We start from the raw sequence: 25,611 nt of genomic DNA on the forward strand, positions 1-25,611 counted from the left end.
CATCTCGCTGCCTTCGATGAACGCGCCGTCATAGGTGCGCAGCGTGCGCTCGTCCTGGCGGGTCTCGTCGGCGATCTGCGTTGCGCGCGTGTCCGCCATCGTGCGGGCCAGGTCGGAGAAGTTGGTGAAAGTAGCCATTGAAGCCTCCAATGCTTACGCTCTCTCATCCGGTATTGGATAAGATGAAATCTCATCGGACGGGCTGGAGCGGCTTTGTCAGGGACGCGATGCGAAGCATCGCGCCGCGGAGCGGCGGTGGGGGTCACGATTTTCTTCGGCGTCGCGCCTCCGCTGACAAAGCAGGACTGCCGGCGCGGCGCCGAAGAAAATGGTGGGGCCCCGCCGTCCTTGAGAAAGCCGTGGAGGCCCGTCAGAATATGGCGATGAGGCTGGGTCCGATGCCGAAATGAGAGAGAGTTGATCGATCCCGCCCCGGCCGCTTCTTCGCGGTCGGGTTAACAGCGGGATCGTCGCCATGGATTTGCCCCGGCCCGCTCCGGGCCGGGTTAACAGCAAATTCCCTGGAGACGCCCCTTGCGCGAGGCCGTCACCCGAAGGGCGGAGCCCCTCCCCATGGGGCTCCGGGAGGCCCGCAGGGCCGACTAGGCCGGTCCCGCCGTCCCCGGCGGGACGTGCCACGAATACGTCAGCGAGGGATCGTTACCCGAAGGGCGGAGACCCGTCAGGGGCTCCGGGAGGCGAAGCCGACTAGAGCCCGTTCCCGCCCATTGGGCGGGCGCCCGTCCCCGTCGACGTCCCGTGGTGGCTCCGCCTGGCGGCCCTCAATCGTGTCGCGATTGCGGGTTCTCGCGGCGATCGCGGACCCAGAGATAGCCGAATGGCAGCAGGCTGAGCAGGGCGACCGTGCCTGCGGCGATCATGTAATCCTGCGGGTTCGGTCCGATCGGAAAGTCGTCCCAGCTCAGGTACGCGAGCACATAGGAGAGGCAGGCGGCAAGGACCGGACCGGCGAGGAGCAGATCGCGGGAATGGAAGCGTTGCATGGCGATCCCCTTGAAGCGAGCGATCAAAAAAGGGGGCCGAAGCCCCCTTCCGTATCAGCCGAGGCCGATCAGCTTCGTGATCATCGGCCCGAAGGCTCCCCCGAGGGCTCCGATGACCAGCACCGCGGCCAGCTGGACACGCGTGAGCGTGACCTTGTTTTCGAACTTGCCGTCGATGTTATCGAGCTTGCCGTTCATGGTCTTGAGCTGCGCCACCAAGTCGCGGTTTGCGGTGTCGACGGTCCTCACGATGAAGTCCTCCGTGGTTTCGGTCAGCTCCTGAGCCTCGCGGGGATCTATACCCGCCTTCAGCGCGGTGCGGAAGAAAGTGATTTGAAAGCTCGCCATTTCAACCTCCATTGCTCGATGGCGGTTCCGTCTCGGCATGCGGCGGTCAGGGTCGTCAGGGACGTTAACCGGGAAGCCGCGCCGAAGGCGTGGACCCCGGTTAACGCTCGCGAGTGGGGGAGCCGATTTTCTCGGCCCCAGAGCGGAGCGCAGCGGAGTGCCGGGGTCGTGAAAATTGGGGGCACCGCTCGTCCTTGACGACCCGCCAACCCCGCATGCCAGACTTGGACGACATGAGAGAGAAGCATTGCCCCGACGCCGTCCGGCCGGAGTGAGACCCCGATGTCGTGCCGACAGGCACGGCGAGGATGGTCGAACGGAGACGGACGGCGCCCGCAAGGGATCGTTACCCGAAGGGCGGAGACCCGCCTGCGGGGCTCCGGGAGGCAAAGCCGAGTAGAGCCCGGGCCCGCCATAGGCGGGATGCGTCACCCTCCCTTGCTGGGTCAGGTTGAGCGCCATCGTTCGACCAGCTCGACCATCGCGTCGCGATAGCCCCAGGCGTCGGGGTACACGGTTGGTTCCTGAGCAAGGTACGCCATGACGATGATCATGTCCTCGGCGATGGTGGCGTCGCAGTTGCACAGGTGGAGGATCGGAAAGTGGCCGTTGTCGGCGCCGTTCCACCAGGCGAGCAGGAAGTCCGCGGCGCGACCGGCTTGGCCGGTGTCGCTGCCGGCGACAACCAGCAGGCGGGTGAGGGCTTCGCCGGCGTCGTGGAAAGAGACGGCGCGGATAGCCGGTCGAGAGGCGGGAGCCGCCATGGCGTGATCCTTTGGGTAACCGGACGGCGTGCGTCCGGTGTGGGGTTCAGGTCAGCAGCGACCAGGCGGTTGCGGCGATGCCGTAGACCGACAGGACGGTGACGATCGTAGCGAGGAGCTTTTCGCCCCAAGAGAGCGGCCGGGCTGGAGCGCGATCCTCGAAGTCGATCATGGCCATCAGCGGAGCGCGACGAACGCCAGCATGGCGTTCAACAAGACCGAGAGGCCCAGCAGCGAGGCGAGGACGTTGCGAGTGCTCCGCTGGCAGGCCGCGAGCTGGGCGGCGGCGTCAGCGGCTTGGGAGCGCTCTCGGGCGATCAGCGATGAAAGCGTCTCGGACAGTTGCATAAGGACGGCGCCTGTGGCGCCGATGCTGCGAAGGCCCTGGTCATCGGCCGGAAGCGGAAGATCTGCAATCAGGCTTGCGGTGGAACCGTAGTCGTGGAGCAGGCAGATGACGGTGTCGACGTCCAAGTCGTCGCCCTCCGTGAGTGCCATCCGCTCCCTAGACGAATTGATCACTCGACAGATGGCATCGACGCCGGAGTGGGTATGGCCGCTCATGACACGACCAAGAAGGCCGGCGGTTCGTAAGCGCCGTTACGGAAGTGCTCGAGGATCGCCTCATAGCTTCCGAGTTCGCGGGCTTCATCGGCGCCGAGCACGACGTTTTGGTTGTCGTCTGCGGTAAAACTGTGGCGCTCACCCTGTCCGGTCCACACGACGACTTCTGCATCGAAGGATGCTGATGCGCCGGACCAGCGAATGTAGGGTAGGTCATTTGCGCAGCAGAAGTCCTCGACGTCGACAACCTCGCCGTTGAGAACTTCCTGAGCGAACAGTCGAAGCGGTTCGTCTTTTGGGAACTGATTATGATCAAAGAGTTCGCCGCCCCACTCCGTGGAGAGACGTTCGACCTGCAGCACGGAAACGAAGTCGTCGACCAGTTTGGCGGGCAGGTGCCCGCCTATGGTTATCGATACGGAGACGCGGTCGCCCATGGGATTATCTCCAGCGGGAAGTGGCGAACTGGTCCCGGGCGCGAACTGATCGTCCCCTTGCCAGCACGTCATACCGCGTACCCCCTTCTCTTTTATCTCCGAGTCTTGCGGGGCATGTCGGGGGCTGCAAGCCATTTCTGCAAAAAAAAGGGACGACGCGTCAGCGTCGCCCCAGGATGGCACATGGGCGGAGGCTGTTACCCATGAGCCTGCCCGGTCGCGGGGGAGTAGCGCACCGGGTGAAGCGGGGCCGGCGCTAGCGCGCCGGCCGAACTTGTTAGGCGTCGACCGGTTCACGGCGACGACGGCCGCGGGCAGGCGGGGCGTCGAATGGAGCGGTGGTTTCACCCAGGCCGTCCTCGGCACCCGCACCGGCACCGGCGAGATCGCCTGCGGCGGGGCTGCCGTCGGCGCCGAACGGCGGGGCGAGATCGTCCTCGCTCGCCTTGACGCCGAGCGCGGTGCCCACGTCGCGGCGCTTCTGCGCGCGCTGCCACACCAGGTTGTAGGACTCGTCCTCCTGCCGGAAGGCCGAGATCTGCAGCGGCGCGGGCAGCGACGGGTCGTCGATGCGGCCGTTGAGGAACGCCTCGCCGGTGTTGTTCGAAACCAGCTCGAACAGCGCGCCGACCTGCACCCAGGTCTTGTTGGCGGTCAGCGCGTGAATCTCGTAGCGCGGTGCGCGCGGGTTGGTGGACTGGACCGGCTTCAGCGCGATGGTCATCGCAACCGCCAGGGTGGAAACCCGGCCCATGTAGATGCCAGCCGCGTTCTGCTTGATCGAACCGATGTTCATGACGACGTCTCCTGTGCGTCTCTGGACCCCTTGTCCTGGACACCTTTCTCCATCCCACTCCTCTCCTCGGCCCCTTTCAGGGCCGAGCAGGGCGCGTCAGCGCCCATCATCGGCGCGCTCTTCGCGCGGCGATGGGCGATTAGGGCGGGTCAGACCGTTGCCGATTGCTCGGTCTACGTCGTCAATCAGCCCGGCCGCTATGGTGCGCGCATAGCGGGCGAGTTTTGGGCAATCGTGTCGACGGCAGTGATGGAACCCGCCATTCATGAAGTGGGGGTGGACGATGCCGATCAGAGCACGCACCCGTTCTCGCACGGCAAAGCCGTAATCGGCTGCATGATCTGCGGCCTTTGCCAGATCGTGACCGATGTAGTCGCGATTCCAGCGGTCGCTAACGCCAGCGGCGATCAGCGCCGCTTTTAGCGCCAACTCGACGGATATCGCGACCATATGGAGCTGTTCATCAGAAACGTCCCGATCGGAGCTATGAAATGGTGCCCGTAGGAAGCCGCGAGCGTTGGCCAGTAGCAGTGCTGCGGTGGGCTCGGCGGCGTGGATGTCGTCTGACATGGCTGAAAGCGCTCCGTCGTCTTGGCCGCATCGCGGTGGGGTTGGGGCAAAGCGGCACGCGGATGATCACGCGGCGTCGCAGGGTGGTGTTCAAAGATCGAGACATGGCACCGGGAGGTGAGCGCCGTCAGGCGATCGGTTCGATGTCGCGTAGCTCGACCATCTCGATCTTCTGGGTGCGCTCGCCTCCAACGGGGTCGAGGAAGACGTAACATCGGTCCGCGAAGCTGCTGCTGCAGAGGCGCCAGACGACGCCGGTCCGCCCAAGGAATCGCTCCGGGCCGAACTGAGGGTCGACGGCGCCGGGCGCATCCACAATGCGGACGCGCTGTCGTACCCGGAGCCAGTTCGCGGCGGCGCGTATGATCGCGCCGCGCTCTTCGTGGGACAGGAAGGCTGGGCGGTCGGCGCGAGGAGGGCCGAAGGTGGCGTGCGGGTCGCCTTTGATGCGTTCCAGCTTTACGGCGATCGGCTCGGGTTCGCGGTCCACCTTCGGTCCTGGCGCATGTCGGTGGTAGTGCGTTACGGTCGGCGCGCCGAAGAGGTCCGCCTGGAATCCCGTGATACGGATGGACGCCTGTTCGCGCTGGTAGTCGCGGCGCCAGTGATCGTCTTCGGTGAGCGGGCGTGCCGCCTCGGGGGCGGAGCGAACGATGGCCATGAGCTCGCCGAACTCGGCTTCCGAAATGTTCGCGACGATGGGGTTGTAGGGCATGGGTCCCTTCCAGCCGTAACCGGTTATCAGCCCCGGCCGAGCGCGTAGCTGGCCAGCTTCTCGCGGGCGGCGCGCAGGCGCACGATCGCGTGCTGGGTGAACAAGGCCATGGAGCTTCCAGGTTCGGCCGTGTCGAGACGCTGTTGCAGCGCCGTGATCCGGTGATCGATGGCATCGGACGTCACGAGGAGATCGTCGAAGGTCAGGACGACAGTCGTCTCCGAAGCGAACAGCGTGTGGGTCGGACCGGCGAAGTTCAGGAAATGGGGCGCCACGTCGAATTGGAAGCGAAGAGCTTCCTTCACGGCGTGGCTTATCTGGGCGGCGTCATGTGCGAGCTCCGCAAGCAACCCCTCGCGCGTCAGCGCGGGGATCGGCTTCAGTTCGCCGTGCGCGGTTGTGATGGCGATCGGGTCGTCGGAGGCGATGCCTACGACGCGTTCCGGGGCGACCACGAGGATGTCGCCTTCGCGAACATGCGGGTCGTCGAAGCAGGCGTTGTAGGCGAGCAGGCTCGTGCGGAAGTGGTGGACGCGGTGCATGACCGTTCCTTTCGGTTCAGATGTGGGCGACGCCAGCGCGTCACGAGTAGGTCGGCCGGACCTCCGGAAAGCTCGCCGGCGGCAGGCCGGTGAAGGCCAGCGCGCGGTGGCGACCGCCCGTGTAGGTCACCGACGAAACCGGCGTGCGGTGGCGCTGCAGGCGCTCGAGAAGGCGATTGGCGCGCTGCTGCGCACGGATTGCATCGGCCTCGTCGAAGTAGAGCCCGATCACGCGCACGAACGTGCCGGTATTGTACCACCAGCCGCCCTCCTCGGGGCCGCCATATTCCCGGTCGGTGTCGTAGAAGGCCAGGATCGTTCGCATGGGAGGCTCCTCAATTCCTCCGGCCAGAGCAGCCGGTATCGCCTTTCCCGCTCCCCCTCTCCTTCGGCCCTGGACGTATCGTGCACTGTACCGCGCATTGCACTGCAAGTGCATTGCGAGTGGTACGAAGCCGCTATGCGGCCTGCAGATCGAGCGTGCCCATCAATGCCGTGGCAGCCCCGAAAGTCCGAAGGGTCGTTGCAATAGTCGAGCGTAGGCGAGCCTTGCTCGAGACGACGATCTCCGGGCAGAGAGGCGAGCCGTCGGCGCTGGCGTATCCCGTCGCGAGAAGACCGGCAGCGGTTTCGACCCGGATCAGGTGACCCCCGCCCGGGGCCGGTCCGACGTGCCGCGCGCTGAACTCGCCGAGACTTCCTCGCAGCCCTTGGATGACCTTGCTCCAACGGATATGTCCTGCTGCCATGTTCGCATCGGCTCCGTGGCCTCGATCGAGCCATGTCCGCAGGTGTGCGCGCTGCTGGAGCCGCGTGTTGCGGGTCCTCTCCATGGTTCGGCAGAGCGGGAGGGCGTCGGCCACCTGGTCGAGAAGGTCGAGGGAGCCCTGCTGAAGCGCTATCAAGATGTCGTCGAACTCGCGGCCAGCAAGAGCTTCGCGGAGTTGTCGTCTGGCTCGCACGACGTCGAGGGCAGCCTCTGGCTCGTGCAGGTCCGATCGGCGTTCGGTGTCGGCGAGTATGAAGCCGCCATTGGCGAGGATAATGATGGTCGCCGTCTCGGCGCCCGGCCGGCCATGGATCATGTCCAGGAAGTTCCGGGTTGCACCGGCTTCGCCGATCGTGTCGGCCTCGTCGAGGATCACGAGGCGGCGCGACCAGCGTGTTGGGCGTGGTTCGTCGCTCGGCTTCGGCCATGTGCTCGGCAATGGGCGACCCTGGGGTGATATCGACGGGGCCGCGGGCGGGAAGTTGCTCTCTCGAAGCAAGGCGAGGTTGGTGCGACGCGCGGCGTCGAACAGGTCCGTCCGGTCACCCCCACCATCGGTGAAGCCCTGATCATATGCTCTGCGTCGGACGGCGATCGGCTCGGTCGAGGGGATGCCGTCGGGATAGTGATGGAACCAACCGACGTGGGCGGCATACCAGCCATCGGCGTACCGGTTGGCGACGTCCCAGCTGTAGCCGTATTGGCTGCGGCCGCGCAGGACCGCGATGTCGCGGTCGTTGCCCTTGCCGTGGCGGACCTGATCTTCGGTGAAGGCGAAGTTGGTCGCTTGGCGCTCTCTTTCGGCAGCGTCCCGGATCGCGTCGTTGATCGGGCGCATCGCGGCGATGCGTTCGCGGCCTCGGTTCATGCGCTCTGCGAGCGGTGCGTCTGCGGGCAGGTCGGGGAAGCTCCGCCATGCGGCGGCGATCGCTTCGGCGTGTTCGGCGGATCTGCCCCTGCCTCGCCAGGTGCTGGGGTCGGTCGGGTCGAAGTCCTGAGACATGGGCGGCCTCGCGGATGGTGGCGGAGCGCCCGCTTCTCGCGGCCCGGGCGCCATTACCGGATTAAAGGCTGAGCGGCGCCGGCACGGCGAGCCATTCGGGCTCGTCGTTGGCGATCGGCTTGTCGAGCGTTGCGGCGTCGGCTTCCGAGAACACGGTCGCGGTCGCGAGTGAGCCGAACCCATCGGTGTTGTTCCAGAAGGATAGTCCGTGCTCCCGGTCTCGTGTCGCCAGGACGAAGCCGTCCACGCCCTCGTGTGGACCGGCCTCGATCCGCTTGAAGGCGTGTTCAAGGATCGACTGGGTGCTGTGCCACTGGATGCCGGCCGCGGTGATGATGACGCAGCCGCCCCCGAACTCGCCCACCCGAAGCCGGTCGCAGTCGTAGGACCAGGAAAACCCGCAGGGCAGCGCAGACTTGCAGGCCCGGAAAATGAGGTTGGCGACTTGATCGATGCCGAATTGATCGCCGCTGAAGGTTACGCGGACATGGTCAGCGATCTCGGCGTCCTCGATGTCGATATGGGCGTCGAGATACGGGAAGTTGCGATCGTCAAAAAGCTCGAGGAAGCTTTCGAACCGGCTATCGCCCTTCGGCGGGAAGACGGCGCGGAACCGTTCGTCGAGCGTTTCATACGCGGCCGCGAGGTCGGCGTCCTCTACGTTGGTGTCGAGGAGGTCGACGGCCTTTTCCGCCTCGCGCAGAAGCGCGGCGTCCTCGCGGGACATGAGCAGGGCGAATGCCGCCTTGGTGAAGCTGTTGGACATGGTGCTCTCCGATGATGTCGGGGGTTGCCGTCAGGCGTTCGCGGCCTCGGTCAGTCGCGCAGCTGCGATCGCCGCCTCGTCGGGGAAGGCAGCGGCGAGATTGCTGTGCAGCGTCTCGAAATCGGGGATCGGGAACCGTCCGTCAGGCCCCGGCCGGGTAACGTGAAAGGCGCTGATCAGGATCTCGACAGGGTCGCTCCGGACCATGGTGGGGCTGGCGTCGTCATAGTCGACGGGCGCGCAAAACCCGGCTTCGAGCCAGGTGCCCAGCGCTTCTTCGACGGCTACCGCATATTCGCGGACGGCTTCATCCAGCTCGTTCTCGACGTGGAGGACCAGCGAGACATAGCGGCCGAAGTCATGATTGTTCGACAGGCCGGTCAGCCGGCACCCAGGAGGCGGAGCGCCGTAGCGGGCGATTATCGCGTATTTGTACGCGAGCACTTCGAGCTTGTTGAGGGTCTCGAAGTTCGGCGTCTGGCCGAGCTGCGCGCACGGTTCGTTGGCGGGTGTGCCGCCAATGTCGACGAAGTAGGGCATGGGGATCTCCAGCGGTCCCGCTTGGACCGCTCGATCCCTTCCCCCTCTCCTTCGCCCGCTCCCCGTCCAGGTGGTGCGTCTGCGGTGCGTCGGCCTCGTTCTACCCCTTGGGGAACAGCCGGCGCTTGACCTCGGCCTGGTGCTGGCCGTCGGATCTGCCGAGTGTCTTCATGCGATCGGTCTCGAGGGTCGCTCCCAGGTCTGCCGGCAGGCTCGCCCAAGGGCGGGCGGCCGCGATCGCGTCGGCCGCGGTCGGGAGCTCGCGGAGATCGGTGCCCCTCCAGAAGAGGATCTCGTCCTCGCCGTCCATCTCCGGGTCGGGTCGCATGACCTGGACGAAGAAGGTGTCCAGGGGTCGATCCCATCCGATGGCGACGGTGTTCTCGCCTTGAAGGCCGGTGAAGACGTGTCTGCTCATGAAAGTCACTCCCGCTCGGGCGATAACTGCGTCGTCCAGTTCGTTGATACGGTCAGAGGGTTACCCAGGCCAATTGCCACGGCCGAGGCCCGGGCTCGAACCGGACCACACCCACGATGTCCTCGACGCCCATCGCGACGCATCCCTCCAGCCACGTGATGTAGGATGCAGACTCCGCGAGGTCGGCGTCTAGGAGATCGTCCAGCATCGAGGCCTCGCGTGCGGTCTGCTCGGGCAGTGCGTCCCAGTCCAGTGCGTCAAGGAACCGGTTGCGCCGCTCGATGAAGCGGACCAACCGGTGTTCGTCGTGCTTGGCGATGGCAATGGCCTGTTCGATACGCATGGCTCGTCTCCTCCAATGGACACGAGCTGCCCTCCCCCTCTCCTACCCGTCGGCACGACGGGTCAGGCTCCTAGCTGCTCCCGCAGGACGTCGGAGCGGATCGGATAGGCCAGTCTGGGCAGCGCTCCGCCAGTGCGGCGTGCATTCCGGGTGAGCTCGAAACAGTAGGTGAAGAGCGGGCTCTGGCGGGCGCTGGTCAGGATATGCGCCTCGCGGCATCGATCTAGCCAAGCGCGGGGATGCTCCATCGGCCTCGGGCGCGGTGCTCCGGGGCGGACGAGCTGGTCGATATGAGCTATTTGCCCGCTATGAGGCCGCAGGTATCGAGATGTGCAACACTACGGCGGGTTATATTTGTGCCGAGCTGTTGGGATGTCGGTAGCAGGGGGGTAGATGAAACGCAGGATGATGACACCTGACGAGTTGCAGGAGGCGTTGAAAGGCATCGTTGAAACGGAACGCGCGGACCGCGAGGTGAAGTCCCTCGCTCGCAGCATCGATACTCTCCGGGGCGATCTCGCGTCATCTCTAGCTCGAACGAACGGCTGGCTATCGCCAGCGGAGAAGATCGCCGTCCTCCATCGCACATCGAGTTGGGAAACCATTCGGTCCCGCGAGCGGGTCGATCTGCTGATGGCCGCAGGCTGCTACCGCGAAGCGATCCCGATATTCGAGACCTTCTCGCACTGGCGTAAAATCGGAGATGCACAACTTGCCTTGGGGGATGTCGATGCTGCGAGGAGCAGCTACGAACGTGGCGAGAACAAGGTAGCGGGCAAGGAATATGCCGCCTTTCGCGCCGGTCCCGACCTCGACAGGCTCATTGCTCTTGCCGTGCGTCGCGGAGATTGGCGGACCACGCTCGACCTGGTGCGACAGGGGCAACCTGATCCCCTCGGAAAAAGTGACGTGATATTTGGCGGCGGCAATAGAGCGAAGGGGCCACTCGTAAAGTTGTGCGCTCATGCTTCGTGGAAACTGGGAGACGCATCGATCCTAGCGGACATGCCTCGTCTGTTCGCAATGACCGAGTCTGAGCTGAAGGTCATATTTGCGAACGCCGCCAGCGGCGCATTCGAGCGCGATGTGACGAAACTCGCAAATCCTGGGCTCCTGAAGGTCAAGCCTAGCACGTCGGGGGACGTTCTGCGGGAAGGGGCCACGCCGCTGTCAAATAAGATCGTCGCGTTTCTGAATGACGTTGATGCCGGCTACCGGAAAGCCCTCGCCGATATCCGCTCATGGCAAAAATCCGGCGTCGCAAGCGAGCTGGATCGTGCGATTTACTGGCTGACATACCTCGGCAGCTATGATCTGTTCCAGACCTTGCTGTTTCGCCTCAGGTGCGACCTCGATGCGTGGATCGATCCGCGTCCTACCAATATCGACTTCTATGTGTCCCATGCCTGGCTGACGCGCGCCTGCATCCGCGAACTGCTCAGCGACCTTATCAGCGGACAAAACGAACCCAGCCCTGCCGTTTTGCTTTCCTGTGCGATCCAACATTCGGCATCGCCGTTCGAACTCGATTTCGAGAAGCTCGACGCCAAGGCGCGGAACATGGAGCAAATCCGGAGTCAACCAACGTGGGCGGAAGCTGTAGTAGCGCGCTGGGCCTCGGAAGGATGCCTGACCAAGCATTGGACGAAGGTTTGCGCGACCACTGATCCCAACACCCGCTCCGATCCGCGGCGTCTTCCGGCATACGGTGCGCTGTGTGACGAGGTGATCGATGTGCTGGAGGCCGCTTGGGCGCGCGATTTCAACGAAGTCCGCTGGAAAGCGGAGGAGGCTGCGTATCTCACGCTCAAGCTGCTGTTGCCCGACGCCCTGATCGAGCGTCACGCGCGACCAAGCTGGCTTTCGCCCCAGCACCTGGACATCTTTCTGCCGGAACACGGTATCGCGATCGAGTATCAGGGAGAACAACACTATTATCCGATCGACATATTCGGCGGTGAGGCGGGGTTCGCGGCGACCGTAGAGCGAGACGAGCGGAAGCGTCGCATCTGCAAACTTGCGGGCATCACGCTGGAGTGCATCAGGTACGATGAACCTGTTGACGATCGGCTCCGTCAAATTGCCGGTTCGTGTCGATCCAAAGCTGGAGTGCGGTAACACATGGTCAGGTGTCCACAGTGCGGATCGGGCAGCGTCAAAAAGAGCTCGGCTATCTACGAGCAGGGCATCTCCCGATCACAGGGGCGGAGCGGCGGTGTCTGGTACTCGCGGGGTGGCCCCGGTGTATGGAGCGGACGTAGCAGTAGCGAACGGATCAGCGGCGCCGCTGCGCGCAACGCGCCCACGGGTTTCGAGCTGGAGGCATTCACCTTCGTCGGTGTTTTCGCTGCTGCACTTCTAATCGGCTTCTTCACCGCTGATAGCATCGGCTCGTTCGTGATGGCGGTTCCGATCGCGTTCGTCGTCGCTGGCATCGCCGCGTTCGCCGTAGGCGTTTCACAGAAGGAGCAACGCGCTGTCGGGCAGGCGCGATATGATCGCCAGTGGTATTGCTCCAAATGCCGTCACAAGTTTGAGGTCGATCTTGACCGGACCGGTCCGGCCGCTGCCGAGAACGCCGACCCGGTAGGCCCAACGGGCGGGGCGGGTCCGGGTGGCTATCGCGCGGACGTTGCGTCACGCATTCTCAGCCCGGTGCAACGCGCGAAGTCTGAAACCGAGCGCGATGGCACCTGGCTGAAGACGATCGCCGCCCGGGTGAACGGCGACGATCGCTCGTTTGATCCTTGTCGTCCTACAGCACTGGACCTCGGTGCCGTCTCGCGTCTCGCTTCACTCGGGTTCCTCCGTTACGATCCGGAGAGAGACGTGTTCTCGCTGTCCGACAAGGGGGCTGCGAGGGTCGCGGAAATGGCATCTTAAAGTCGGCGCACGTATTTTACGCGCGTTTGGCCGCGTAGTCGTTCCAGAACGTCTTCAAATTCATCTGAAAGGACTTGCTGATGTCCTTTACCTCGTAAGTCATGCTGCGCTTCTCGCCCTCGATCTTTGCGAGCAGTTGAGGCGCGTTCATGATCCGCTGGTATTGCTCGGGCGTCACGTCCGCGAAGCCGGTCTCGGTGATCGCCGTGCTGGCTGTTCGCGTGACCGAGTTATAGGCCGTGATGTCGCTCCACTGACGCTTGCCGCGCTCGATCGTCAGGTTGATGGGCGCACCTTCTCCGGTGATGAAGTTGATGCGCGTGGGCTCGCCCAGCGTCAGCGCAGCGCCGGGCCCGGTGCCGTCCGAAACATCGTTGTGGATGAAGAAGCTGAGCGCGACGATCGACCCGTCGTCCTTCTTCTTGATCGCGACCGGCTCGACGAACACGCCCGATCCGTCGATGTGCGTGCCGCCCGCGAGGCTCTTTTTGCTGATGCGGTTATTCAGGCCGCTGTAGATCGTCAGCCCATTGGCCGAAAACCGATCGTCGCTCTGATCGACTTTGAACTTACCCAGGCCGAACAATCCCGCCTGCACCGGAGCGGTTGCGACGATCGCCAACGATACGGCAGCGATGCTATAGCGGTTCAACATGGATAAGCCTCCCTTGGCCTGCTGGTTAGCGTAGGTCAGCGGTTTCGGGAATGGTCGTCATGAGTGACCGGCGATGTCGAGGATTAGATGCGAGCAATCGAGCGGGACGCTCCCGTCGGAAAGTGGCGCGGCACACGCTTCCAGTTGCTCGCGCAGGACGTCGGAGCGAACCGGATAGGCCATTCTGGGCAATGCCCCGCCCGTGCGGCGTGCATTGCGGGTGAGTTCGAAACAGTAGGTAAAGAGCGGGCTTTGCCGGGCGCTGGTCAGGATATGAGCCTCGCGGCATCGATCGAGCCAAGCGCGGGGATGCTCCATCGGCCTCGGGCGCGGCGCTCCGAGGCGCACAAGCTGATCGATCGCGCCGGCATGGCCGCTTTCCAGGTTGCGGATCTTGGACAGCGTCCGGTCCGAGATGGTCTCCCCGGCAATGCGGAGCACCTGCCGCGGCCTCGTTCGCCCGCGATAGGCGCCTGACAGGGCGGCATAGACGCCGCCACAATGGCCGAAGGCTGGGTCCGAAAAGCTGACGACGGCTTCGATCCGGGGTCGCATGAAGCGCAGGAGACGGAAGGCTCGTGAGGCGAAGAAACTTTCGCCGTTCGCCGCGACGCTGGGCAGGCATAACAGCCGCTGCAGGACGCAGCCTTGGGCAGGATCGGTGAACCCGGTGTGGCGGGTGATCACGGCTCCTGTCGCCGGCACCCCGAAGACGATGAGGCCAGCTAGAGCAGGCCTTCCGGCTGCGCCTGGGCCGAACAGCCCTACCGCGACCTGTGCCGCGGGGTAGCGCGGAAGATAGTGGTGGTCGGAGACGAACAGGCTGCGCCGGTCCCGCCAGCGCTGGGTTCGGTCGGTCAGCATGACGGGTCGCACCGTCGCGTCTGCGGCCTCGTTCGTGGGCGGGGACGGTTGAGACACCGGGCGATGTGGCCTGCATAGACTCCGACGGCCGACCAATAGGCTGCGAGTGGCGGCTTGTGCGTCCGCCAGCTTTTCTCGGCACGTTGACGCGCGTCCAGCTGCAGGTCGAGCAGCACGAGGCGGAGCGCCTCCTGGGCGGCCGGTTCGAGATCGCGAAGCGCGGCGATCGCCGGCAGGCTGAGGATCGGATTGCGGACGTCGGCGCGTGCCGAGCGATCGATCACATGAACCATGTGTCGATCCCGTCGAGATCGAACGCCGCCTGGCGGTTGTCGATAGTGAGGGCCAGCGCGCCGGGCTTCACCCAGATCTCGCGAGGCGAAAGCGTGAACCGCTCACCGGAATCCGCAAGGAGCAGCGTTTCGCCGACGGTCGTGGCAATGCTGCAGGACGCGGGCGGCGGGATGGCGTTTCCGACCCATTCGCGCTTTTCGGCGTCGGACGTGCCGATCAGGTCGACATATTCGGTGGGATCGAGAATCCCCTGGATGACGAGGAGTTCGGCCGAGGTGAACGGGCGGTGCCATGTACCGTCGAGCGCGACGATGCGCGCGACCAGGCGATCGTCTTTGGCGGGGAGCGCCGTGGGGTTGCCCTCGGTCGGTTCATCGGCTTCGCGAGGGTCGGCGATCGACCAGCTGCCGTTGTTGTCCTTGACGTGGCCGGGGATCGCCTTGGTGTGCTGGGTCCAGCCCACGATGCCGTAGTGGCTCTGCGAGAGGTAGTTCTGCCGGTCGCCGCGCGTCAGCCCCCGCGGCCTCGGGTCCGCAACCGACAGCGCTCCCGAGCCGACGCGGTCGGAGCCGGTGACGGTCGGCGCAGCGGCTGTCGCCGGCACCACTCGCATCTTGTTCGCGTACTGGCCCATCTCGCCTGCGCAGTAGACCGGGTCGGCGACGACGAAGGCGCCCATGCCGGTGGTCGACGCCCCGATCACGGCGTTTGTCGGGCTATCGTAGCGGCAGACCCTGTACTTGCCGTTGGGGTGGCGTCCTTCTCGTGCCCGCGGGTCGGCGACGGCGCCGGCCTGTTCGGCGATAGCAACGATGCGGAAGGCCGCGGCTGTGGGGGAGCGGTGCGCGCGCGGATCGGAGACGGCATTCGGACCCGATCCGACCCACATGTTGGCGGTGACGACGCCGGTTGGTCGGTCCCATGTTCGGACGCCGAGCTGCACGCTGGCGGGGTGACCGTTGACGCGTGGATCCGCGACCGAGTGCGCGCCTGTGGTGGGCTTCGGGGAGCCGGTGACGACGCCGGTGGCGGCAGCCCAGCTGACGACACCTAGCACGTGGCGGTGCGTGGCCGGGCCGTAGCCGGGCGTCGGGTCGGCAACCGTGAAGGTGAGACTGTGGGCGCCTGCCGTGGCGCTGCCTCGGCCTTGTGCTCGGTCGCACGGGTCGGCCACGCTGAGCGCTCCGCCAGCGACGTGTGCGGCACCGCTTACGACCCGGGCGGCGGCATCGTAAGATGCGACCGACAGGAGGTTGGTGTGCGTGCCTTCGCGGTATCCCGGCCGCGGGTCGGCGACCGAGAAGCTACCGTTGGTCGGGCCCCCACGGCTGCTGACTACGCCGACATGGTCGATCCAGTGGCGCACCCCGAGATAGCCGCTCCCGTCGCGCGAGCAGAAGGCACGGGGATCGGCAACGGAGAAGCGACCTTGGCCCGGTGCGCGTGCGCTCGTGACCAGCGGGCTGCGGTCTTCCCAGCGGCAGACGCCGTAGGCGTTGTCGCGCAACGGCGCCTCGGGTCGTATCCCGTAATCGCGCAGCACGCCGTTCTCGACCGCGAGCTTGTTGAGCGATCGCCAGTCCGATCCGGCCTCGACAAACGCGAGCCTCACCCAGGTCTGCCACTGGAGCGACGGCACCCGGTGCATCGGCCCTGCAAGCGGATCTCCGGGCAGCGGCATTTGGCCGATGACCTCGCCCACGCCCCGCAGCGGGTATTTACGCGGCTGGTAGATGAAGGGAGGCACGCGTTCGGCGTGGCGCGCGATGAGGATGAAGCGCTTGCGGCTCTGCGCAAGGTGGCCGAGCTCGCCGCAATCATGGCGATCCTCGTTGACCGAGTAGCCATAGGCACGCAGCAGCGCGATGATCTGGTCGAGAAGCCAGCGGCCTCGGGTCTGGATCCGGGGGACGTTCTCGATGAGAATGATCCGGATCGGATCGTCCTTGTAGGCCTCGAGGGTGAGCCAGATGCCGCGAAGCGTTAGTGCGTTCAGCGCCTGGTACTTGTCCGTCAGGCTCTTGGCCTGTGACAGGAGACCGCTGAAGCCCTTGCAGGGCGGGCTGAGCAGCATGCAGGTGAGCGCGCCTAGGGCGGCGCGGATGTCTGCGGGGACGGCCTCGCGCCAGTCCCAGTCGGGTTCGCGTCCGTGGAAGGCGCGATACTGGTCGCGGCTGAAGAGGTCCATGACCGTGCCGGGCACGCCGGTGAGCCGCTCGAAGTTGCGGATGGCGCCGGGATCGACGTCGATTCCCCCGGCGCACCCCCAGCGCGCGACCATGTTGCCCACGCGCGGGCGGGCCTGGTTGAAGCCCTTCGCGCCGGCACCGATGCCCGCAAAGAGGTGCCCGTGGCGGTAAACTCGGGTGATGGTAGACTGAAGCATGGGGCCTCCGGATGGTTGTCTGGGCGCAGGTCGCCCGCGCCGCTCACCTCCTCGATCCCCCTTCCCTCTCAGGCCGCTTCGCGGCGCTCGTTGAAGAGATCGGCCGCCCATGCCTCGACCCATCCGGCGGTGATTTCGTCGTGGTCGAGGTCGCCGCTCTCGATCAGGTCGCGAATCTGCTGGCGGGCGAGCGTGATCGCATCTTCCCATGGGTCGACCGGGCCCGGCGATGGCGGAACCGCCTCATCGGCCTCGGGCAGGAGCCGCGAGGGAGAGGCCGTGCGGGCGCATTGCTGGCGATACCAGCGCTCCAGATGGTCGGCGACGAGGAAGTCTGTCTTTCGGACGCCACGCCGATGGGCGTCGTGGCGTGCTGCGATCCCGTAAGCTTGGGAATCGATGGAGGCGACCCAGTGCGCGAAGGGGGCGAGGTACGGGAGGGCGTCGCCCTTCACGCCGAAGGCGTGCATTCTGGCGCCGATGGGGAAGTCGCGGCTGAGCCGCTCGACAACCGCGATCAGGCCCTCCGGTCCGTGGATCGGACGGCGGCACATGCTGCCGATGCCGACCACGGTGCCGGGGAGGATCAGACCGTCGAGCTTGTCGAGGCACCGCAGGTAGTCATCCGGGGTGCGGCCCTGCAGGACCGGCATGAAACGCTCTCGGATGCCAAGGTCGAGGGCTCGGGCGTGGCATTCCCGGTTGGTGGCGATCGTCCTGGAGATCCGGTCCCGGACCTCCTCTCGATCATGGGCGACCTGGACTTCGCAGCAGTAATCGGCGCTGGCCACGCGCCTGAAGGGGTAAGAGGCGGCCAGCGCCATGTAGTCGTCGATCGACCAGGGCATGCCGTTGTACGCGACCGTCATGGTGTAACCGGCCGAATCGAGATCGATGCTGGCCAAGTCGGCCGCGCTCGCGAGCGTGCCTGTCCGCCAGCCCGTCCAGTCGCGCCAGCCATCGGCCTTGCGCCACCTGGACAGGCAGTTGGCCGATATCAGGACCGGGGCTTGCAATGCGATGGCTCGGGCGAGGAGCGCCCCTCTCGCGAGATGCGGCAGTCCGACGATGATCTCGATGCCCGGCGGCACGATGGGCGCGCAGCGGTTGGCGACCGTGCCCATCACAAGTCTTCCCGCAACATCATGGTGAGCACCCGGCGGGTAATGCTGGCGTCGGCCGGGTCTTCCGAGCCCCATTCGAGAGACTGGTCGTAATAGTCGATCGTGAAATAGACGCGCGTGTCGTCGATCGTGAACTCGCCGCGCTCGCGCAGCACGTCGCCCTCGGCGAACTTGTGCCGGCGCAGCTCCTGCAGGAGGCGGGCTTGCGCGACAGCCTGGGAGGCGAGGCTGTCGGTCGAGAGCGACGCGAGGCAGGCTCGCGTCACGGTGACGCGTGCGGTTCGGTCGAGGCCCTGCCGGCATCGGTCGTTCAGGCGGCCGATGATTTCGCTGCGGGTTTCCGTGCGGGTGTCGATCATGGCGATGTCCTTTCGCCTTGGATGTTGATGGTCAGGCGGCCAGCGCGTCCGGCGCGCTGCGGCCTCGATCGGGGAAGGCAGCGTGGAAGCGATCCAGCCAGCTGGCGAGCGTCGGCCGCTCGCCGATCGGGATGGCGCCGGCGACGTCCTGGAACCGGATCAGTTCGGTCGGCGCGTCGCGCATGATGCGGTCGATCTCATCGGCCGGCAGCAGGCGCTCCTGTCGGATGAACTGTGTCATCGACCCAGGGCGCGCGCGCGTACCGCGCCGCCAGAGGCCCTCAACGGTGTGAAGGCGCGGTGCTGCCCGCGCTTCGACCAGAACGATCAGGCGAAGGCACCACGCCGGGAGTTCGCGGATCTCCTGCGGACTGTTCGCGATACAGATCCAGCACGCGCTTTTGGGCGGCACGGGAAGGCCCTCGGCCTCGATCCGGCGGATGCAGTCGTTCCGGTCCCACTGCCATTCGCGCAGCGGCGACTGGCAGTCGTAGAGAGGGTCGGTGATCGAGAGCGCGTGGTTCGCCCTCTTGGTGTCGCGCGGGCCGGCATCATAACCGATCAGCCGCACAACGCGCTGTCCGCGCTCCCATGCCTCGATCGCCGGTTTCCACTTGGCGAGATAGGCGTCCTGCGGCGCCTTCTTGTATTTGAGGCTGCAGCTCGACCCGCCCAGTGACTTGCTCGGGAGCGTCGCGTTGGTCAGGCACATCTCGAGGATCCCGTAATACGGGGGCCAGTGCTTGAACCGCTTCGGGGTGTAGGACACGAGCTCGAACGGGATGCCGCGGTCGCGCATCCACGGCCGGATCACGTCGAGATAGGCGTAGGTCGCCGGCTTCTCGACGCCGGTGTCCGCGCTCAGGCACAGGTCCGGCGCTTCGCCCCGGGCGTGCTTCTCGATCAGCAGTGCGGTGCTATCGACCCCGATCCCGTAGGCGAGCACGACGGGCGGCGGCGGGATCACAATGCGTCTGCCAGGATGGGCGTGATCGCGATAGTCAATTCGCCGCTGGTGACGGTTATCGTGACGGCGCGATCGTCCGGAACCAGGAGCGAATAGCCCGAGAGGAGGTCGCGGAGGCGTCGTTCGAGCGCGGCATCCTGACCCTCAAGCAGCCGAACCATGCGCTGCGCGGCGTCGCGCTGGAAGCGTTCCTGCTGGGTGTCGTAGCTGTCGGCGTCGCTGTCCTCGTTCGCCGAGAAAGCGGCGCTTTCCAGCAGGTCGGCGACGTCGAGCGCCGAAACGTCGCAGCCGCGGCGGACGAACACCGCGGTGTCCAGGGCGGGGTAGTAGAACTCCGAGCTGGTCCCGAACGCGACGTCGGCATCGCACGCGACCTCGACTGACGCGCCAGCGTGCGAGAGGGTGGCGTTGAGGGTGATCGAGTCCGCCCAGCCGTTTTCGGCCTCGCACGGCGGCTCGATCGTGTCGGATACGGTGAAGCGGTGTTCACCCTGTACGATGTCGAAGGCCAGCGTCTCGATGCGCGCCAGGGTGTCGTACCAGCCATAGCCGGCGAAGGCGTCCTTAGCCTCGACCAGCGGGCCCCCGAACGGGTTGTGGGCGGTGATCGCGCGTTCGGCGGGCTGGGCGATCAGCGCGTCGAAGTCGGGCATCAGCACCATCGACGCTCCGGCCTTCCGTTCGCCGGTCTCGTAATTGCGCGAGGTGTCCGCAGCCGGTGCTACCCAGGCGAACAGGTACGGCTCCGCCTCCGGGAGCACGATCCCGAGGTCGCGGGCCTCACACCATTGGTCGAATGCCAGGCGGTGGCATCCTCTGGCCGCAATCGCGCGGTACAAAGCGCAATGCACCGCAAGTCGGAGCGCTGCGATCCCGTCGTTCTCGACGACTTCCTTGCGAGCGGGGAGCACCAGCTGGATGCCGGGAGCGTTGACGATGTCGACGCGGGCGATCCAGCGGCCGCCCCGGTCGACTTCGTGCAGGTGCGGCAGCCTGCAGGGTATGGTCACCCCATGGAAGTTGAGGTTCGGGTCCGTCACCGAGTGGTGGTTGGTGGCGACGTTGAAGATCCCGATGCGGGTGCCGTTCCAGGTTTCGACGTGGACGGCATCGGCCAGCCAGTCGTTCTGTTCCTGAGCGGTATCGTTCAGGGTCACGGCGACGGGAAAATGGCGGGACGCCTTGGCGACGTCGCTCTCGATCGTCTTCACCCATGCCTCGGGCATGCGGACGGTGATCGATGTCCCGTAAGGGATCGGGTCGGAGGAGATCGCGATCGGCCGGCTCGTCTCCCAGGCCATCGCCGGGATGTGGGCCATCCAGCCTTGGCGGTCGGGCTGGGAATAAGAGCGGATGATCACGTCTCTGCCGGCGAGGCTGAAGACGCCCATTCCGGCCGGGTCCTCGGCGCGGCGCGTGTCATCCGACCATCCGGATCGGCCGAGGGTGACGATCGACGCGGGATCTGCGATTCCATGGCCGTCGTCGACAACTTGCAGGTAGGTGGCGTCGCTTGCCGTGATGACGGTCACGGCGACCAGGGTCGCGCCGGCCCTGCGTGCGTTCTGGAACAGCTCGCAGACGACGTCATAGGCGGTGTTGTTGAACAGCCGAGTGACCTTGGTGATGGTCTCGGGCGCGACGGCCGTCGCGATCATGGCGGGGATCATGGCAGGCTCCTGAAGCTGGCGTGATCATCCACGCCCGCCTTCCCGCTCCCCCTCCCCTTCGGCCTTGGTCGTGACGGGCAGTTCCAGATCGAGTTCAGGTTGCTGGTCGTCGGCCGGGGGCGCATCCGCGTTGGGAACCCATCGTTCGATTGCATCGCCCTCGCGTTCGCAGCGCTGACAGGTGGTGGAGTCGTAGGTCGACAGCAGCGACCATTCCTGCCGGTCGCGATCCCAGACCGCGGCCGCGTTCTTGACCAGGTCCGCGCTCCCGCAAACGTCACAGATCGGCGTGACAGGGTTCCGGTTCACGGGTTCCATGGCATCGGCGGTGCAGACGCTCCAGTCGCCATAGAACTTGCCGTCATGCGGCAAGCAATCGCCGGCGAGTTGGATGGCATGTTCGCCGACCCCGTCGTGGAAATGGATTTCCGCCTGGGGGAAGAACTTTTCCAGCACCGCTTTCGAGCCGCGGATCTTCACCTCGCTGCCATAGGTCGTGTGGACGTAGCTAAGCGGGCCGATCGTCGGACCGGCAGCGCCCCAATCGCTCATGTCCTGATCGGGCGTGGCGCGGCCGTGGAAGAGGTAGAGATAGAGGCTCATGGCATGAACTCCGCAGAGGGGACGCGCGCGAGCGCAAGGCGCAGTGCATTTGCACCGCGAGCGGCTGTCGGTCAGAGGACCGCGACTTCCTTGGTGATCGGGGCGGTGCTTTCGACCTGCGTCGCACCAAGGCTGTCAAACGTCTCGACGTCTGACCGGTCGGCGTACCGATCCTTGGTCACGAGCCCGTAGATCGGGTTGCCGGCATAGCGGGCGAAGCCGAGGGCATCGACGCTCGCTACTCGCCGGAAGACGACACCCACCATGCCCGTGGGCACCCAGTCGGCCCAATCCCCGGAAGCGCTGGTCGAGGCGTATTCTCCGATCACGGCCTGATAGGCGGCGCGGCGGCGCAGAACGTGGCTTTCCGTCTGCGGAACCTCCTCACCCGTGAAGGCGGCGTAGCGGTCGGGATGCCAGGCCCGGACCGATCGCCGTGCGTTCTCGACCTGCAGTTCAATGCCGGCAGTCGGCAGGCGGCGGAACTCGGCCGCGAATGCGAGGAGGACGAGCGCCCAGTCGACATCCTCTTCGTAGAAAGGGTCGTCTCGGCGGAGCGCCTCGGGGACTGCCGCCTGGCGCTCGTCCGAGAGGGACGTAGCCGCCATGATCGGCTGTTGTGACGTGCCAGACCCCAGGCAGGACCTGGTTGGTCGTGACGGGCGCCCCCCATTTGGTGTCGAGGGGCGCAGCAGTGGCGGCGAAGCGGGTCATCTGTCGTCTCCTTCAAGGAACGACGAATCCCTCCTCCTCTCCTTCCAGCTTCAGGAAAATCTCGGGCCGCGGGCGCGTTGTGCGGGTCCATGAACGACAAGACCGAGCATCCGATGGACGTCTGGCTGTTCGCCGGTTCGTCTGCCATCATGGCGCTCAGCGTCGACCGTGATGGCGAAGGGCTGCCGGGCGAACACGGGCCGTGGGTGAGGATCCGGCCGGTGACGCTGGATCATGCAGACGAGGCCGAGGCTCGCGCGCTTATCCGGGAACATGGCTTCTGCTGCTTCGACGCGAGTCCCAGCAAGGCGGAGGATGCTATCCGATGCGAAGCTGATCCATGATCGCCGCCTCCAAGCCGTCGGCCTCGAGGTCCTCGCCATGGATAGTCACGACGGGGGCGATGCTCCGCAGCTTCTCGACTTGGCGGAGTTTGAGCCCAAGGCTGTCGGCATCACTCGCTGTGACGATCTCCAGGGCGGCCTCCATCACCTCGCCGGTCGTGAAATCGCGCAAATCGAGAAGCATGTCCGGGCGCATGTCGCCGGCAGGCGTGGCGACGTCGAAGAGGAGCCGCTTGAAGCCGACCCCGATGCCACGGCGTCGCAGCCGGTATTGCAGGTCGAGCAGGCCGACGATCGTCTGGCGCTCGGCGGCGTTGTGGATGGCGACGAAGTTTGAGGGGCGTGCGATCGGCTGGGCGTAGGCGCGCAGCGCGGCGTAGCCCTCGCGCGGGTTGTGCTCGCCGACCACGGCCAGAACGAGGTACGGGGCGCCGATCTGGCGCTGGTGGATCCCAATATGGCGGATTCGGTTCTTGACCTCGAGTTCGCGGCCTTCGGCGAGCGTGATCGTCGTTCCCGATATATCGACGGCGTAGAGGAGCAGGAACGCCTGCGGCGCGTGGCCGCTGGGCCATTTCTTGGCCGCATCTCTCAGCTTGGCGAAGACGATCCCCCGATCATAGGGGTCGATGTGCGTGTAGAAGTGCCGGGCAAGCGGGACACCCGGCGCTATTTCGACGCGCTCGGCTGCGCGACGCATTGCGGCGAACTCGCTCGCCATGGACGTGGTACGCGGCTCGCCGGCTTCGAGTGGCTCGACGGTATTGACGTGAGCCATCTCCATCAAGAGCCACAGCAGGCGCGCCAGACGCGGAATGGCGACACCGCGGGTCCGATCGTCAGGCTCGGTTTCCTCGGGCAGTTGTGCGAGCTTCTCGGGCGCCAGCCGGTGGGCGGAGAACATGCCGTCGGGCTCGTTGATCGTGCGCGGGGTCGCCGTGGCCTTTTTGCGGATGCGAGGCGGTGCCTGTTCCCGGTAAAACGGGCAGTCGAGGTCGTGTTCTGGACGGCGCTGGCGGACGCTGGTCAAGCGGCGCAGATAGTAGGTCTCCGCCTCCGACAGGTAGGCGGGCGACAGCAAGGGCGGCGGTTCAGTATCGCCGAGGCAGCTGCAGGCGATCCATTGGTGATGGTCCCGGGCCTTCACAACCATGATGACCGACGCACGATGGTCGCTGTCCTCGCCCTCGCCGGTGTACCAGCGAACAAGGGCCTCGCGCACGACGTCCGGAACGGGCGTGCGTTGCTGCAGTCCACGGGTATCTCGCGGGACCAACCACATGGGGAACTCTATACGATATTGTACTTGCAAGGTCCACGTTGTTCACGGTACGTTCACCCGCAAGGAGAAGTGCGCCATGAAGACCGATTGCATCGAAGCCTTCGACCTCGATCTAACCCTCAAGGACGCGTCGAGCGATCCGAGCATCCGGCCCACTCGGCGGATGATCGCGGCCGCATGTATCGGTCTCGGTCCGGAGGACGCCTATTACTCGGTGCGTGAGTTGCGCGAGGCAGTGGAGTGGATCCACGAGGGCGAGCCTGCCGGAAAGCGCAAGCTCACCACAATCCTCTCGAACCAGTGCGACGACTTTCAGCGCTGCATCTACTACGCGCTCGCGGGCAAGGGCATTGTTCTCGTCCTAGACGATCTGCAGTGGCTGGAAGGGGTGCTGCAGGCGCGTGGCAAGCTCGCCGGCGAGTTGCTGCGCGGCAAGCGTCCGATGCTGCCGCTGGTGTCGCCCTATGTCGCCTCTGAGCCTGACGGTCCCGTGGGGAGGTTCGACGTCGACTTCGAGATCGGTCCGTCGTGGTCGTTCGACCCCGGCCCGGATTACGAGGCCTTCGATCGGGTCGTCGACCCGAAGCTGTCGCTCTGACGGCAAAAAGAAAGGCGGCCCTGGCTTGAGCCGGGGCCGCCCGTCTTGTTCGGGGGGGGTGTAGGTTCAACGCCGCTCGCAGGCGAGGCGTTCCCCGCGACGCCATTTCTCCGGCTCGATCCATTCGCCTGAGTGAATGCCTCGTCGGTGGCGACGCGCATCCTCGAACACCTCGACGTAGCGGGTCGCCCGCTCGGGATCGTTCTTCAGGTATTTCGTGGCCGGCACGGCGAACCCTTGGGAGATCAGTTGCTCTCCAAGATCCGACCCGTTCACGCTGACGATCGCGACGGGACGGCCGTAGCTGCTGCTCCCGACAAGGCTGATCGTTGCCTCTCCGCTCCTGAGCATGCGTGCGGTCGCGTCCTGGGCGACCTTGCCGCACGGGTAGCAGGACCCCGATCGCTCGCACTGCTGCTTTTTCTCAACCGAATCCGCGCCCGAGAAGCGGAAGTCTATCGAAACGGTGTCGCCGTCGAGCGCGCGGGCATCGCCGCGGACCTCCGGTTGGGCGACCTCCTGCCCGGGGCTGGCGCTGCACGCTGATACGGTCACCGAGAGGAGTAGCAGGAGCGGCCTCATGCGAGGCGCATCTCGAGCTCGACCTCGGGCCCGTCGACGCTTTCGGCGATGACCCGGAGGGGCTGGAGGGGGTTGCTGGTCCGAAGGATGGAGACACAATCCAAGCCGTCGTCCATCATGCGTGCTGCCACGCGCTGGGCGTTCTCGCGGCTGCAGAGCGTTCGGCGCTTCGGGCTCAAGGGCGAATGGTCGTGGAGGGCGATCATGGCGATGATCCTGGTTTGGGTGAGCTTGTTGATCAAGCGAACACGGTCTTGTGAACCTTCGTCTCGGGGACGATGATCCAGGCCATCTGGCGGAGGCCACTGAGCCTGTAGCCGGGGTAGCTGCAGCCGGGCTTTGCGAGCTCGATCTTGCGGCCCCGCCTGTGGACGATGAACTCGTCGCCTTCGTAGCCGTCGGTGAACTTCACCGGGGAGGGAAGACGGATACGCATCCCGTGCTCCAGCGGTCGCGACGCGCGCGCAAGGTTATCGATGCAGCGCCGGCGCCAGTTGAGCGCGGAGGGATCGTCGGTGTCGCCGAGCAGCGCCAGGATGCGCTCCGGGCATTCGGCTTCGGACGGTCCCATGTGCTCCGTCAGTCGGGTAGGGTTGGTGCTGCTCAAAGAGTCAGCCCTGACCCCCCCGCCGAACCGTACGTGCAGCTTTCACTGCATACGGCTCTCCGCTGCGATAATACCATTCATGTTCCGGGTATCGGACAAG

The 25,611-nt window shown here is 65.6% G+C and carries 34 protein-coding genes and 1 pseudogene; 4 read left to right on the forward strand and 31 right to left on the reverse strand.

The window, feature by feature from the left end; all coding sequences use genetic code 11:
- Positions 1–782 precede the first annotated feature (782 nt).
- From GV027_RS19855 to GV027_RS19925, 16 genes are all read right to left on the reverse strand, one after another.
- Entirely contained in the window at positions 783–1,004 is a 222-nt protein-coding gene (locus GV027_RS19855; protein WP_159513374.1) for a hypothetical protein, read from the reverse strand.
- Positions 1,005–1,058: 54 nt separating this feature from the next.
- On the reverse strand, positions 1,059–1,364 hold the full coding sequence (locus GV027_RS19860) for a hypothetical protein (RefSeq protein WP_236559421.1): 306 nt from the start codon (positions 1,362–1,364) through the stop codon (positions 1,059–1,061).
- 434 nt (positions 1,365–1,798) lie between these two features.
- Positions 1,799–2,116, reverse strand: a complete 318-nt coding sequence (locus GV027_RS19865) for a DUF7673 family protein (RefSeq protein ID WP_159513376.1) — start codon at positions 2,114–2,116, stop codon at positions 1,799–1,801.
- Positions 2,117–2,162: 46 nt separating this feature from the next.
- On the reverse strand, positions 2,163–2,294 hold the full coding sequence (locus GV027_RS21760) for a hypothetical protein (RefSeq protein ID WP_268893599.1): 132 nt from the start codon (positions 2,292–2,294) through the stop codon (positions 2,163–2,165).
- A complete protein-coding gene (locus GV027_RS19870; RefSeq protein WP_236559422.1) occupies positions 2,294–2,590 on the reverse strand; it encodes a hypothetical protein in 297 nt (98 codons plus the stop codon). The genes GV027_RS21760 and GV027_RS19870 overlap by 1 nt, the downstream gene beginning before the upstream one ends.
- An 86-nt stretch (positions 2,591–2,676) precedes the next feature.
- Positions 2,677–3,117, reverse strand: coding sequence for a hypothetical protein (locus GV027_RS19875; protein ID WP_159513378.1), 441 nt, complete (start codon positions 3,115–3,117; stop codon positions 2,677–2,679).
- Between the two features lie 277 nt (positions 3,118–3,394).
- On the reverse strand, positions 3,395–3,913 hold the full coding sequence (locus GV027_RS19880) for a DUF736 domain-containing protein (RefSeq protein ID WP_159513379.1): 519 nt from the start codon (positions 3,911–3,913) through the stop codon (positions 3,395–3,397).
- A gap of 96 nt (positions 3,914–4,009) precedes the next feature.
- Positions 4,010–4,483 (reverse strand): hypothetical protein, encoded by a 474-nt coding sequence (locus GV027_RS19885; RefSeq protein WP_159513380.1) that lies wholly within the window; start codon positions 4,481–4,483, stop codon positions 4,010–4,012.
- Positions 4,484–4,610: 127 nt separating this feature from the next.
- Positions 4,611–5,198 carry a hypothetical protein gene (locus GV027_RS19890; RefSeq protein ID WP_159513381.1) on the reverse strand — a complete coding sequence of 196 codons (588 nt, stop codon included), beginning with the start codon at positions 5,196–5,198 and terminating at the stop codon, positions 4,611–4,613.
- Positions 5,199–5,224: 26 nt separating this feature from the next.
- Entirely contained in the window at positions 5,225–5,740 is a 516-nt protein-coding gene (locus tag GV027_RS19895) for a hypothetical protein (RefSeq protein WP_159513382.1), read from the reverse strand.
- A 40-nt stretch (positions 5,741–5,780) separates the two neighbouring features.
- On the reverse strand, positions 5,781–6,065 hold the full coding sequence (locus GV027_RS19900; protein ID WP_159513383.1) for a hypothetical protein: 285 nt from the start codon (positions 6,063–6,065) through the stop codon (positions 5,781–5,783).
- 133 nt (positions 6,066–6,198) lie between these two features.
- Positions 6,199–7,347, reverse strand: coding sequence for a hypothetical protein (locus tag GV027_RS19905; protein ID WP_236559423.1), 1,149 nt, complete (start codon positions 7,345–7,347; stop codon positions 6,199–6,201).
- A gap of 226 nt (positions 7,348–7,573) precedes the next feature.
- A complete protein-coding gene (locus tag GV027_RS19910; RefSeq protein ID WP_159513384.1) occupies positions 7,574–8,278 on the reverse strand; it encodes a hypothetical protein in 705 nt (234 codons plus the stop codon).
- 30 nt (positions 8,279–8,308) lie between these two features.
- Entirely contained in the window at positions 8,309–8,818 is a 510-nt protein-coding gene (locus tag GV027_RS19915) for a hypothetical protein (protein ID WP_159513385.1), read from the reverse strand.
- 100 nt (positions 8,819–8,918) lie between these two features.
- Positions 8,919–9,236, reverse strand: a complete 318-nt coding sequence (locus GV027_RS19920; RefSeq protein ID WP_159513386.1) for a hypothetical protein — start codon at positions 9,234–9,236, stop codon at positions 8,919–8,921.
- Positions 9,237–9,288: 52 nt separating this feature from the next.
- Positions 9,289–9,579 carry a hypothetical protein gene (locus tag GV027_RS19925; RefSeq protein WP_159513387.1) on the reverse strand — a complete coding sequence of 97 codons (291 nt, stop codon included), beginning with the start codon at positions 9,577–9,579 and terminating at the stop codon, positions 9,289–9,291.
- 393 nt (positions 9,580–9,972) lie between these two features.
- On the opposite strand from GV027_RS19925, the gene GV027_RS19930 reads away from it, so the two are divergent.
- Together GV027_RS19930 and GV027_RS19935 are read left to right on the forward strand one after the other, a co-directional pair.
- The gene (locus tag GV027_RS19930) at positions 9,973–11,697 is read left to right on the forward strand and encodes a hypothetical protein (RefSeq protein WP_159513388.1); all 1,725 of its coding nucleotides are present in this window, start codon (positions 9,973–9,975) and stop codon (positions 11,695–11,697) included.
- A gap of 3 nt (positions 11,698–11,700) precedes the next feature.
- Positions 11,701–12,462 (forward strand): hypothetical protein, encoded by a 762-nt coding sequence (locus tag GV027_RS19935; RefSeq protein WP_159513389.1) that lies wholly within the window; start codon positions 11,701–11,703, stop codon positions 12,460–12,462.
- Positions 12,463–12,478: 16 nt separating this feature from the next.
- Here the strand turns inward: GV027_RS19935 and GV027_RS19940 are convergent, their stop codons facing one another.
- The 11 genes and pseudogenes from GV027_RS19940 to GV027_RS21965 all read right to left on the reverse strand — a co-directional run.
- Complete coding sequence (locus GV027_RS19940) at positions 12,479–13,117, reverse strand: hypothetical protein (RefSeq protein ID WP_159513390.1); 639 nt, start codon at positions 13,115–13,117, stop codon at positions 12,479–12,481.
- A 57-nt stretch (positions 13,118–13,174) separates the two neighbouring features.
- Positions 13,175–13,981, reverse strand: coding sequence for a Mom family adenine methylcarbamoylation protein (locus GV027_RS19945; RefSeq protein WP_236559424.1), 807 nt, complete (start codon positions 13,979–13,981; stop codon positions 13,175–13,177).
- Positions 13,975–14,274, reverse strand: a complete 300-nt coding sequence (locus GV027_RS19950; protein ID WP_159513391.1) for a hypothetical protein — start codon at positions 14,272–14,274, stop codon at positions 13,975–13,977. Before GV027_RS19950 ends, GV027_RS19945 begins: the two co-directional genes overlap by 7 nt.
- Positions 14,262–16,661 (reverse strand): DNA cytosine methyltransferase, encoded by a 2,400-nt coding sequence (locus GV027_RS19955; protein ID WP_159513392.1) that lies wholly within the window; start codon positions 16,659–16,661, stop codon positions 14,262–14,264. Before GV027_RS19955 ends, GV027_RS19950 begins: the two co-directional genes overlap by 13 nt.
- A gap of 68 nt (positions 16,662–16,729) precedes the next feature.
- Positions 16,730–17,785, reverse strand: a complete 1,056-nt coding sequence (locus GV027_RS19960) for a deazapurine DNA modification protein DpdA family protein (protein ID WP_159513393.1) — start codon at positions 17,783–17,785, stop codon at positions 16,730–16,732.
- The gene (locus GV027_RS19965; protein WP_159513394.1) at positions 17,785–18,144 is read right to left on the reverse strand and encodes a DUF3768 domain-containing protein; all 360 of its coding nucleotides are present in this window, start codon (positions 18,142–18,144) and stop codon (positions 17,785–17,787) included. The genes GV027_RS19960 and GV027_RS19965 overlap by 1 nt, the downstream gene beginning before the upstream one ends.
- 31 nt (positions 18,145–18,175) lie before the next feature.
- Entirely contained in the window at positions 18,176–19,111 is a 936-nt protein-coding gene (locus GV027_RS19970; RefSeq protein WP_183937790.1) for a hypothetical protein, read from the reverse strand.
- Positions 19,108–20,781 (reverse strand): ATP-binding protein, encoded by a 1,674-nt coding sequence (locus tag GV027_RS19975; protein WP_159513395.1) that lies wholly within the window; start codon positions 20,779–20,781, stop codon positions 19,108–19,110. Before GV027_RS19975 ends, GV027_RS19970 begins: the two co-directional genes overlap by 4 nt.
- Positions 20,782–20,805: 24 nt before the next feature.
- Positions 20,806–21,384 carry a hypothetical protein gene (locus tag GV027_RS19980; protein WP_236559425.1) on the reverse strand — a complete coding sequence of 193 codons (579 nt, stop codon included), beginning with the start codon at positions 21,382–21,384 and terminating at the stop codon, positions 20,806–20,808.
- Positions 21,385–21,455: 71 nt separating this feature from the next.
- Complete coding sequence (locus tag GV027_RS19985) at positions 21,456–21,992, reverse strand: DUF7007 domain-containing protein (protein WP_159513396.1); 537 nt, start codon at positions 21,990–21,992, stop codon at positions 21,456–21,458.
- A gap of 28 nt (positions 21,993–22,020) precedes the next feature.
- Positions 22,021–22,098 (reverse strand): annotated as a pseudogene (locus tag GV027_RS21965) (hypothetical protein); the annotation flags it as partial.
- Between the two features lie 89 nt (positions 22,099–22,187).
- Here GV027_RS21965 and GV027_RS19990 point away from each other — a divergent pair.
- On the forward strand, positions 22,188–22,442 hold the full coding sequence (locus GV027_RS19990) for a hypothetical protein (protein WP_159513397.1): 255 nt from the start codon (positions 22,188–22,190) through the stop codon (positions 22,440–22,442).
- Here GV027_RS19990 and GV027_RS19995 read toward each other — a convergent pair.
- Positions 22,417–23,724, reverse strand: coding sequence for a hypothetical protein (locus GV027_RS19995; RefSeq protein ID WP_159513398.1), 1,308 nt, complete (start codon positions 23,722–23,724; stop codon positions 22,417–22,419). The two genes, GV027_RS19990 and GV027_RS19995, sit on opposite strands and share 26 nt — an antisense overlap.
- A 76-nt stretch (positions 23,725–23,800) precedes the next feature.
- Here GV027_RS19995 and GV027_RS20000 point away from each other — a divergent pair, with 76 nt between their 5' ends.
- A complete protein-coding gene (locus GV027_RS20000) occupies positions 23,801–24,322 on the forward strand; it encodes a hypothetical protein (protein ID WP_159513399.1) in 522 nt (173 codons plus the stop codon).
- A 66-nt stretch (positions 24,323–24,388) separates the two neighbouring features.
- Here GV027_RS20000 and GV027_RS20005 read toward each other — a convergent pair whose 3' ends face one another.
- The 3 genes from GV027_RS20005 to GV027_RS20015 are packed head-to-tail and all read right to left on the reverse strand — an operon-like array spanning position 24,389 to position 25,511.
- Positions 24,389–24,904 carry a thermonuclease family protein gene (locus GV027_RS20005; RefSeq protein WP_159513400.1) on the reverse strand — a complete coding sequence of 172 codons (516 nt, stop codon included), beginning with the start codon at positions 24,902–24,904 and terminating at the stop codon, positions 24,389–24,391.
- Complete coding sequence (locus tag GV027_RS20010; RefSeq protein WP_311725881.1) at positions 24,901–25,146, reverse strand: hypothetical protein; 246 nt, start codon at positions 25,144–25,146, stop codon at positions 24,901–24,903. Before GV027_RS20010 ends, GV027_RS20005 begins: the two co-directional genes overlap by 4 nt.
- Positions 25,143–25,511 (reverse strand): DUF6927 domain-containing protein, encoded by a 369-nt coding sequence (locus GV027_RS20015; RefSeq protein WP_159513401.1) that lies wholly within the window; start codon positions 25,509–25,511, stop codon positions 25,143–25,145. Before GV027_RS20015 ends, GV027_RS20010 begins: the two co-directional genes overlap by 4 nt.
- Positions 25,512–25,611 lie beyond the last annotated feature (100 nt).

The organism is Sphingomonas sp. T1 (genome assembly GCF_902506585.1).
Classification (GTDB): Bacteria; Pseudomonadota; Alphaproteobacteria; order Sphingomonadales; family Sphingomonadaceae; genus Sphingomonas; species Sphingomonas aerolata.